The organism is Variovorax sp. P1_H12_2, from assembly GCF_056405335.1.
On sequence record NZ_JBFUCI010000256.1, the window covers coordinates 1 to 9,153 of the forward strand.

11 protein-coding genes are annotated in these 9,153 nt (G+C 69.1%); 2 read left to right on the forward strand and 9 right to left on the reverse strand.

Annotation, left to right across the window (positions count from 1 at the left end; translation table 11 throughout):
• The first annotated feature begins 297 nt into the window (after positions 1–297).
• A complete protein-coding gene (locus tag AC1D2K_RS22475) occupies positions 298–1,245 on the forward strand; it encodes a purine-nucleoside phosphorylase (RefSeq protein ID WP_478091104.1) in 948 nt (315 codons plus the stop codon).
• Here the strand turns inward: AC1D2K_RS22475 and AC1D2K_RS22480 are convergent.
• Positions 1,242–2,447: a Y-family DNA polymerase gene (locus tag AC1D2K_RS22480; protein WP_478091119.1), complete on the reverse strand. Its 1,206-nt coding sequence runs from the start codon at positions 2,445–2,447 to the stop codon at positions 1,242–1,244. The two genes, AC1D2K_RS22475 and AC1D2K_RS22480, sit on opposite strands and share 4 nt — an antisense overlap.
• Positions 2,448–2,606: 159 nt before the next feature.
• On the opposite strand from AC1D2K_RS22480, the gene AC1D2K_RS22485 reads away from it, so the two are divergent.
• Positions 2,607–3,167, forward strand: coding sequence for a putative glycolipid-binding domain-containing protein (locus AC1D2K_RS22485; protein ID WP_478091105.1), 561 nt, complete (start codon positions 2,607–2,609; stop codon positions 3,165–3,167).
• 27 nt (positions 3,168–3,194) lie between these two features.
• Here AC1D2K_RS22485 and AC1D2K_RS22490 read toward each other — a convergent pair whose 3' ends face one another.
• The 8 genes from AC1D2K_RS22490 to AC1D2K_RS22525 form a co-directional block, all read right to left on the reverse strand.
• Positions 3,195–4,352, reverse strand: coding sequence for an alpha-hydroxy acid oxidase (locus tag AC1D2K_RS22490; protein WP_478091107.1), 1,158 nt, complete (start codon positions 4,350–4,352; stop codon positions 3,195–3,197).
• Positions 4,353–4,491: 139 nt separating this feature from the next.
• On the reverse strand, positions 4,492–4,644 hold the full coding sequence (locus AC1D2K_RS22495) for a hypothetical protein (protein WP_478091108.1): 153 nt from the start codon (positions 4,642–4,644) through the stop codon (positions 4,492–4,494).
• Positions 4,645–4,815: 171 nt separating this feature from the next.
• Positions 4,816–6,966: a penicillin-binding protein 1C gene (gene pbpC, locus AC1D2K_RS22500; RefSeq protein ID WP_478091110.1), complete on the reverse strand. Its 2,151-nt coding sequence runs from the start codon at positions 6,964–6,966 to the stop codon at positions 4,816–4,818.
• A gap of 38 nt (positions 6,967–7,004) precedes the next feature.
• Positions 7,005–7,631, reverse strand: coding sequence for a LysE family translocator (locus AC1D2K_RS22505; RefSeq protein ID WP_478091111.1), 627 nt, complete (start codon positions 7,629–7,631; stop codon positions 7,005–7,007).
• Between the two features lie 50 nt (positions 7,632–7,681).
• A complete protein-coding gene (locus tag AC1D2K_RS22510; protein ID WP_478091113.1) occupies positions 7,682–7,831 on the reverse strand; it encodes a hypothetical protein in 150 nt (49 codons plus the stop codon).
• Positions 7,815–8,411: a class I SAM-dependent methyltransferase gene (locus AC1D2K_RS22515; protein ID WP_478091114.1), complete on the reverse strand. Its 597-nt coding sequence runs from the start codon at positions 8,409–8,411 to the stop codon at positions 7,815–7,817. The genes AC1D2K_RS22510 and AC1D2K_RS22515 overlap by 17 nt, the downstream gene beginning before the upstream one ends.
• On the reverse strand, positions 8,408–8,773 hold the full coding sequence (locus tag AC1D2K_RS22520; RefSeq protein ID WP_478091116.1) for a TfoX/Sxy family protein: 366 nt from the start codon (positions 8,771–8,773) through the stop codon (positions 8,408–8,410). Before AC1D2K_RS22520 ends, AC1D2K_RS22515 begins: the two co-directional genes overlap by 4 nt.
• Positions 8,766–9,152, reverse strand: coding sequence for a PaaI family thioesterase (locus AC1D2K_RS22525; protein ID WP_478091118.1), 387 nt, complete (start codon positions 9,150–9,152; stop codon positions 8,766–8,768). Before AC1D2K_RS22525 ends, AC1D2K_RS22520 begins: the two co-directional genes overlap by 8 nt.
• Position 9,153 lies beyond the last annotated feature (1 nt).

The window sequence follows — 9,153 nt, forward strand, 5'->3', positions numbered from 1 at the left end:
GGACAGTGAAACGACTCAGCGCCGATGATAGTGCGGGTTCCCGTGTGAAAGTAGGTCATCGTCAGGCTCTTACAGCCCCAAATAGCCCAGCCCCTCAAAAGGCTGGGCTTTTTGCGTTTTTGGCGCCACCACACGCGTGGGCGTCCCGGCACCGGCGGGCACGGGCTTTGCGACAATCACGCCATTTCCTACCGGAGTATTCCCATGTCCCCTGTCTGGTCCCGCCGTGCCCGTTGGGTGGCACTGTCTGCCGTTGGTGCATTCGCCGCGGGTTGCGCTTCGACGCCCCAGCCGCCCGTGGCCGAGCCCGTGAAGGTCAAGGTGTTTGTCGGCGCCATGTTCGAGATCGGCAAGAACACCGGCGACCGCGCCGGTGAATTCCAGCACTGGTACGAGCGCTACTGGAAGAGTGCGACGCCGGTCACGGTGCCCGGTGCGCTGCAACCGGTGTATTGCAACGCCGACGGCGTCTGCGGTTCGGTGCTCGGCATGGGCAAGGTCAATTCGTCGTCGTCGATGCAGGCCATCCTGACCAGTCCGAAGTTCGATTTTTCCAAAGCCTACTACGTGATTTCGGGGGTGGCCGGCACGCCTCCTTCGCGCGGGACCATCGGTGAGGTCAACTGGGCCACCTGGCTGGTCGATTACGACCTCGGCCATCGCTGGGCACCCGAGGAGAACAAGTCCGGCGAGCCGACCTTCATGCCGCGCAAGGGCTACGAGGAGTACCGCCGCTTCAAGCTCAATCCCGAACTGGTCGCCTGGGCGATGATGCTCTCGGCCGACACGCCGCTGAAGGACTCCGATTCGGCCAAGGCCTACCGCCTGCGCTATCCGCAGGCGGCTGCGCGGCGCGCGCCTTTCGTCGGCACCGGCACCCACATGACCGGCGACACCTTCTTCCACGGCCCGGGCATGTCGAACCAGGCGCAGTACATCGCGAAGCTGTATGGCGCCGACGACTATGTGATCACCGAGATGGAAGCCGCCGCGATCACGCTGGTGATCAAGCGCCAGCACGGCACCGATCGCGTGATGAGCCTGCGCGGCGCGGTCAATTTCGACCAGGGCAATCCCCGCGAGACCACCTTGCAGCATCTGGACCCGGCGCCCGGCGAAACCGCGGGCGGCTTTGCCGAAACGGTCGAGAACATCGAGCTGGTCGGCAGCCGCGTGGTCGATCACATCGTCGTCAACTGGCCGCAGTGGCAGGCCGGCGTGCCGGCGCTGGCCCCGCAGCGCTAGAACAGCGAGGCGGTCCGGGCTGCGGCACCGTCGGACGATGATCTGCCGCGGCCTGCCGGGCCGCTTTGGGGGGTCGCCTCCACCTGAACCTCACCGGCTTTGGCGAGCGCGCCCACGCGCACCCCGAGCAGGCGCAGCGGGCGTTCCAGCGGCACCCGCTTGAGGCACTGGCCCGCGATTCGGCGGATCGCCTTTGGATCGGCCGTGAAGCCCTCGATGGTCTGGTCGCGGGTCGCGATCTTGAAGTCGCCGTAGCGCAGCTTGATGCCGATGGTCTTGCCGACGTAGCCCTTGCGCTGCAGGTCCTCGGCCAGCTTCTCGCACAAGTGGGTGAAGATGGCGCCGAGTTCGGCGCGGTCGCGCACCGCGTGCAGGTCGCGGTCGAAGGTGGTCTCGCGACTCATCGAGACCGGCTCGCTTTCGGTGACCACGGGCCGGTCGTCGCGGCCCCAGGCGACTTCATGCATCCAGGCGCCGCTGGCTTTCCCGAAGTTCGCGACCAGCCAGTCGCGATCCTTCGAGGCCAGTTCGCCGATGGTGCGGATGCCGTGCCGCTGCAGCTTCTCGTCGGCCTTCGGGCCGATCCCGTTGACCTTGCGGCAGGGCAGCGGCCAGATGCGCGCCTGCAGGTCGCTCTCGAACACGATCGAGATGCCATTGGGTTTGTCGAATTCACTCGCCATCTTGGCGAGCAGCTTGTTCGGCGCCACGCCGACCGAGCAGGTCAGCCCGGTGGCGTCGAGGATCGACTTCTGGATCAGCCGCGCCAGCACCCGCCCGCCCTCGCGCTGGCCGCCCGGCACCTCGGTGAAATCGATGTAGACCTCGTCGACGCCGCGGTCTTCCATGACCGGCGCGATCTCGGTGATGACCTGCTTGAAGCGGCGCGAGTACTTGCGGTACTCGTCGAAGTCCACCGGCAGGATCAGCGCCTGCGGACACAGCTTGGCAGCCTTCATGAGCCCCATCGCGGAGCCGATGCCGAACTGCCGCGCCGCATAGGTCGCGGTGGTGATCACGCCGCGCCCCGCGTAGTCCTTGAGCAGCGGAAAGGCGGCCACCGGGATGTCGGCCAGCGTGCCGCCTGCGGGCATCGCGCGCAGGGCCTCGTCGACCTTGCGGCGACCGCCGCCGATCACCATCGGCAGGCCCTTGAGCTGCGGGTAGCGCAGCAGTTCGACCGAGGCGTAGAACGCGTCCATGTCGAGGTGGGCGATGCGGCGGATCGGTGCGGTCGTCACGCCTGCAATTGTCGCTGCTGCGGCTGCGCCCGACTGGCACTGCTTGGACGGCCCGATGGGCGTGTCGGCGTGCCGATCGACGCTTGCGCTGCGCGGCCTGCCGGTGCCATGATCCGGCTCATGCAGACCCTCGCTTCGATCCTGTGGCGCCGGCTCGGCCAGCCGGGGCACGATGTCTGCCGGCTCGAGCGCCAGGGCGACAACTGGCAGATCGACGGCGGGGCGGCATTTCGCCATGAGGACGGAAGGGTCGCGCAGCTGCACTATCGCGTGCGCTGCGATCGCGCGTGGCACACGCAGTGGGGCACGGTGCGCGGCTGGCTCGGAGGCGAGGGGATCGACCTGTCGATCGTGCGCGATGCGCACGGCGGGTGGAAGCTCAACGATGCGCCGGCGATGGAACTCGGCCATTGCGTCGATCTGGACCTGGGGTTCACGCCGGCGACCAATCTGCTGCAGCTTCGAAGGCTGCATCTCGCGCCCGGCGAGGCTGCGGATGCCCCGGTGGCCTGGCTGGACCTGGACGGCGGCGGCCTGAGCGAACTGCAGCAGCGCTACGAGCGGCGCAGCGAGCGCGACTACTGGTACAGCGCACCGCGCTTCGACTACGAGGCGATGCTGGAAGTCACGCCGGACGGCTTCGTGCGTCGCTACCCGGCGATCTGGGAAGCCGAGGACTGACGCGCCGCCGTCGGCCTTTGCGCACCTTCAGAAGGTGCCGGGCAGCAGGATGCTCGAGTCGACGTCGTCGATCTGCGTCCGGCCGCAGAAGGCCATGGTCAGATCGAGTTCGCGCTGGATGATCTGCAGCGCGCGGGTCACGCCGGCCTGGCCGAAGGCGCCCAGGCCGTAGAGGAAGCTGCGGCCGATCAGGGTGCCGTGGGCGCCCAGTGCGCGCGCCTTGAGCACGTCCTGGCCGCTGCGAATGCCGCCGTCCATCCAGACCTCGATCTCGGTGCCGACCGCCTCGGCGATCGCCGGCAGCGCGGCGATCGAGGAAGGCGCACCGTCGAGCTGGCGGCCCCCGTGGTTCGAGACGATCAGCGCATCGGCGCCGCTGGCCGCCGCGAGGCGCGCGTCTTCCACGTCCATGATGCCCTTCAGGATCAGCTTGCCGCCCCAGAGCTTCTTGATCCACTCGACGTCGGCCCAGCTCAGCGTCGGGTCGAACTGCTCGGCGGTCCACGAGGACAGCGAGGAGAGATCCTTCACGCCCTTGGCGTGGCCCGCGATGTTGCCGAAAGTGCGGCGCTTGGTGCCCAGCATGCCCATGCACCAGCGCGGCTTGGTGGCGAGGTTCATCAGGTTCTTGAACGTGGGCTTGGGCGGCGCGGTGAGGCCGTTCTTGATGTCCTTGTGGCGCTGGCCGAGGATCTGCAGGTCGAGCGTGAGCTGCAGCGCCGAGACATTGGCGGCGCGGGCGCGTTCGATCAGGCGCTCGATGAAGTCGCGGTCGCGCATCACGTAGAGCTGGAACCAGAACGGATGGCGATCGGTCTTCTCGGCGATGTCCTCGAGCGAGCAGATGCTCATGGTCGAGAGCGTGAACGGMAYGCCGAAGGCCTTGGCCGCGAGCGCGCCSAGGATCTCGCCGTCGGCRTGCTGCATGCCGGTCAGGCCGGTCGGGGCGATCGCCACGGGCATCGTGACCTCCTGGCCGATCATCGTGGTGCGGGTCGAGCGGCCCTCCATGTTGACCGCGACGCGCTGGCGCAGCAGGATCTTSTGGAAGTCGCTTTCGTTGGCGCGGTAGGTGCCTTCGGTCCATGCGCCGGAATCGGCGTAGTCGTAAAACATGCGTGGCACGCGACTTTTGGCGATGACTCGCAGGTCTTCGATGGTCGTGATCTTGGACAGGTCTGGCACGGGAAAGGGCTCCTGGGTTCTGTGGCTGCGCAATGCCTATTATCTGCGGCGCTCGAGCGCCCCTTTCCGGACGCCCCGCCGACAGCGTTGCGAAACACGGCTCAGAATCCCTCGTCCATCGTCGGACCGCCCGAGCTTCCTACTTCAGCCTGCAGAACGGCCAGCCTTCGACGCCGGCCCAGATGCAGGCACGGATCCAGGCGACCACGACATGGGGGTCTTGTCCCTGCGGCACGGTTGTCATCTTGATCAGCATCACGGCCTCCGTGGAAGTGGTGGAGCGAACTCCCATGCATGAAGGTATAGACCCGGTGGGCTTGACCGGACAGCAGCCTGTACCCTGCGATGCCGTGGGCCGTGGCGCGGGATGCCTGTACGCCGTTTGCCCATGAGCGGCCATCGGTTCCGGCTGACAGATGTCGGACGCCTTCCGGGCGACGTCGCGCGGCGCTTCGCGCCGGCCTCAGCGCTTCGCGCTCGCCACCACGCCGGCGCCGCGCACCTCGAGCCTGACCTGGTCGGCCACCTGGCCGCGCGCATCGAGCAGCTCCACCACGTGCCGCCCCGGCCACGGCAGCCATTGCGCGCTGGCGCCGCGCGCGAAGGGCCTGCCGTCGATGCGCCATTGCACGCCGCGGCCTTCGGCCTCGAAGCGCACGCGCTGGCGGCTGGGCGGGATATCGGGGTCGAGCGCGATGATGGTGCCGTCGGACGGCGCCCTGATGCGCGGCGCCGCTTCGGCCRCCGATGCATCGGGCGCGATCGCGAACACCGGCTGCTCGGTGCCGGCGATGAACCATTCGCCGCGGGCCGCCTCGAGGTCGTCGCCGAAGCGCACGCGGGCCTGCACCACGCCTGCCGGCGGCGCCGGCGCCCGGCTCGGCTCCTGGCGATGCAGGAAGCCCATGAGCTGGGCCCAGACCGGCGCTGCGCCGCTGGTGCCGCTGACCTCCCACATCGACGCGCCGCTGGCGTTGCCGACCCAGACGCCGACGGTGTAGCGCCCGGACCAGCCGATCGCCCAGTTGTCGCGCATGTCCTTGCTGGTGCCGGTCTTCACGGCGCTCCAGAAGCGGGTGCCGAGCACGCTGTCGAGGCCGAAGGTGCGGGCGCGGGCGTTGGGGTCGGCCAGGATGTCGCCGACGATGAAGGCTGCGCGCGCATCGATGGCGCTGTGGTTGGCTCCCGCTGCGGACGAGGGGCTGGGCAGATAGCGCGTGTCGCCGAAGCGCCCGCCGTTGGCCAGCGTCCGGTATGCGTTGGTGAGTGTCAGCAGCGAAACCTCGGCGCTGCCCAGCGCCAGGCTGTAGCCGTAGTAGTCGCCGTTCTGCGCCAGCGGCAGCCCGGCTGCGCGCAGCTGCCGCGCGAAGGCTTCGGGCGACACCATCACCAGGGTGCGCACAGCCGGCACGTTGAGCGAGGCCGCCAGCGCGGTGCGTACCGAGACGTAGCCCTTGAACTGGCGGTCGTAGTTCTGCGGGATGTAGAGCCCGCCGGCGGTGTTGATCTGCGCCGACGAGTCGTCCAGCAGCGAGGCCGCCGTGAGCCGGCGCTCGGCGATCGCCTGTGCGTACAGGAAGGGCTTGAGGGTCGAGCCCGGCTGTCGCTGTGCGAGCACGCCGTCGACCTCGGCCGCGCGGCTCAGCGCGCCCGAGGAGCCGACCCAGGCCAGCACCTCGCCGCTGGCGTTGTCGAGCACCACCAGCGCGCCGTCCTCGACGTTGCGCCCGCGCAGTTCGCGCAGCTGACGCTGCAGCGCGTCGAGCGCGAAGCGCTGCAGCGGAGCCCGCAGCGTCGTGCGAACGGGCTGGGCCGTGCCGGCGTCCTTCAAGGCGCGTCGCGCCAGGTGCGGGGCGATCCCTTCGCTCGGATCGAAGGCGCGCCGCTGCAGCGCCGCACTGGCGAACATGTCGAGCGCATCGCAGTCCGGCTTGCCGGTGGGTTCCATCACGCGCATCAACTCGCAGGCCCGCTGCGCTACCAGCGCGGGCTTGGCGTTGGGTGCCCGCACCAGTGCCGCGGCGACCGCCGCCTCGCGCGCGTCGAGCCCATGCGGCGCCTTGCCGAACAGCGTGCGCGACAGGGCGTCGATGCCGACGATCTCGCCGCGGAAGGGCACGGTGTTCAGGTAGGCCTCGAGGATCTGGTCCTTGCGCCAGCCGCGCTCCAGCTGTTGGGCCGCCACCGACTGGCCGAGCTTCTGCGTCAGGCTGCGGCCGCCGCCGGCGCGCCGCAGATCGTCGTCGAGCAGGCCGGCGAGCTGCATCGTGATCGTCGAGGCGCCGCGGGTGCGGGTGTTCCAGACATTGCCCCAGGCCGCGGCGGACACCGCGCGCCAGTCGACGCCGCTGTGTTCGTAGAAGCGCTTGTCCTCGCTCAGCAGCATGGCGCTGCGCAAGGCGGGCGAAATGTCCGCGAGGGCGATCCATTCGCCGCGCCGCACGCGGGCGTCGGTGCGCACGCGCTGCAGCAGGGCGCCGTCGCGGTCCAGCACCGCGGTGTCGGATGGATGGAAGTCGCGCCGGACCTCGTCGAAGCTGGCAAGCGCCCAGGCCGGCGCCGCGAGCACCGCGGCCAGCGCCAGCGCCAGCGACGGACAACGAAGGGAGGTCATGCCATCTCGAGCGCCGCGCCGCGCAGGTCCGCAGATTTTCAAGCCGGCCGCCGGGCGAGCAATGCCCAGATTCCCGCGGCCGACAGGAGCGAGCCGCCGGTGAGGTTGAAGCGCCGCTGCGCGCGCGGCGACGCCAGCAGCCGGCGCGCCGAGCCCGCGAACACCGCATAGAGCGTGGCGTTGAGCGCGGCCATGGCCACGAAGGTCAGGGCCAGCACCCACAACTGCGGCGTCACGCTGGTGCGCGGATCGATGAACTGGGGCAGGAAGGCGACGAAGAACACGATGCCCTTGGGATTGAGCGCCGTCACCAGGTAGGTGTTGGCGAACAGTCGCCAGCGTGAGCCGGGGGCCGCGGGGGCGGCAAGAACGGCGGGCGAGATGCCGGCGCGCAGCAGCTTGATGCCGAGATAGAGCAGGTACAGCCCGCCCGCCCACTTGATCGCGGTGAACCAGAAGGCCGAGGTCGCGAGCAGCGCGCCGAGGCCGAGCAGCGACACCACCAGCGCCGTCGAATCGCCGAGCGCGACCGCGGCCACCAGCGGCGCGTTGGCACGCCGGCCGTGGGCCACGGAGTAGCTGATGACCGTGAGGATGGTCGGCCCGGGGATGATCAGGAGCACCGCCGATGCGGCGACGAAGGCGAGCCAGAGCTGGATGGACATGACGGTTGTTCTTTGTGTGAACGGGGTCGAGCGTGATTCGAATGGTGTCTTCAGTTGCCCGGGCCTGCAAGCACGCGCTGGACGAACGGGGTATTGGCCTCCGAGTAGGCCTGCAGCAATCGGCGCTCGGCTTCGAAGCGCGCGGGCCAGGCGGTGTCGTAGCCGGCGACCTCGATCGCCGCGTCAGTGCCGCCGCTCAAGAACGACCTCCCAGAGTGCCTTGGATTGCGCATAGCGCTCGACCACCTGCTCCTCCCTGCCGAGCGTCCGCCAGCCGGTGGCGAACAGGCGGTCGACCGCGGCGCGATCGAAGAAGCGCTTGGGCACGCCGTCCACCAGATAGAAGTTGTCCGCGAGGTCAGGATCGCGACTGGCGCCATGTTGGAAGTCGTGGGTCGAATTGAGGCGGCACAGCAGCACGCCGCCGGGCCGCAACTGCCTCCGGATGCGCTCGACGAGTTCGACCGTCTCGGGCCAGTCGAAGTAGTGCAGGCAGAGGCTTGCGAGCACGACCCCACAGGTGCCGGCGGGCAGCGGAAAGGGCTCGCGGATGTCCTGGCCATGGAACTGTGCGGAGGGCGCCCGGGCGCGGGCCGCTTCGATGGCTTCGTCGCTGAGCTCGATGCCCACCACCGCCAGCCCGGCGCTGGCCAGCGTTTCGGTGTCGCGCCCGCTGCCGCAGCCGAGCTCCAGGATCGGCTGGCCGCCGGCGCGCTCGGCCACCAGGGGCAGCCAGCGTTCGAGCCAGGGGTCGGTGGGCGAGGGGGCTGGCTGCCTCATGCCCTGGCCTTCCTCGGCCTGGCGGCAATCTTCAGCGATTCCCTCGCCAGGGCCATCAGCCGCTCGCGATCTTCGAGCAGTTCGGCCGGCAGCGCGAAGTAGCGCCGGACCTCGACGCGCCGCACCCGCGTGGCGTAGGAGAAGCACTGGCTGCCCATGGCTTCATAAGCCGGGCGCGTCGTGTCGTCGACCACGAAATAGAGCACGTTGCCGATGATCATCGCGAACTGCACGCCATGAGCCGACAGCCCGACGCCACCGAACAGGCGGGCGCCTCGCAGGTCGCGAAAGGCGTCCAGCTGATCCTTCACGAAGTCGACGAAATCCTGCGAATTCTTCACGGTGCCTTGGGGACTACGCATCCATGACCAGTTGCGTCTGCGTGACGACTGCGCACAGCTTGCCTTGCGCCGACCTGATCGTGGTCTGCCACACCATCGTGGTCCGCCCGCGGTGCAGCGCCAGGCATTCGCCGACGACCGTGGTGTCCCTGCGCGCGCCACCGATGAACTTGGTGCTGGAATCGGTGGTCGTGGTGCGCTTGCCTTGCGGGAGATTGATGATCGTGCCTACCGCGCCGAGCGTGTCGGCGAAAGCCATGTAGGCGCCGCCGTGCAGGATGCCGCCGGCGGTGCACAGCTCGGGTCGCACCTCGAGCTCGGCGACGACGCGCTCGGGCTCCAGCGTGACGAGGCGCACGCCCATCAAGCCGGGAAAGAGCGGTTCCAGGATCTGCTGGATC

What these genes read in the sequence shown, in the direction of transcription:
- AC1D2K_RS22480 (WP_478091119.1), bottom strand. Translation starts at nt 2,447, where the DNA reads ATGGACGCGTTCTACGCCTCGGTCGAACTGCTGCGCTACCCGCAGCTC.
- AC1D2K_RS22485 (WP_478091105.1), top strand. Translation starts at nt 2,607, where the DNA reads ATGCAGACCCTCGCTTCGATCCTGTGGCGCCGGCTCGGCCAGCCGGGG.
- AC1D2K_RS22495 (WP_478091108.1), bottom strand. Translation starts at nt 4,644, where the DNA reads ATGGGAGTTCGCTCCACCACTTCCACGGAGGCCGTGATGCTGATCAAG.
- AC1D2K_RS22505 (WP_478091111.1), bottom strand. Translation starts at nt 7,631, where the DNA reads ATGTCCATCCAGCTCTGGCTCGCCTTCGTCGCCGCATCGGCGGTGCTC.
- AC1D2K_RS22515 (WP_478091114.1), bottom strand. Translation starts at nt 8,411, where the DNA reads ATGAGGCAGCCAGCCCCCTCGCCCACCGACCCCTGGCTCGAACGCTGG.
- AC1D2K_RS22520 (WP_478091116.1), bottom strand. Translation starts at nt 8,773, where the DNA reads ATGCGTAGTCCCCAAGGCACCGTGAAGAATTCGCAGGATTTCGTCGAC.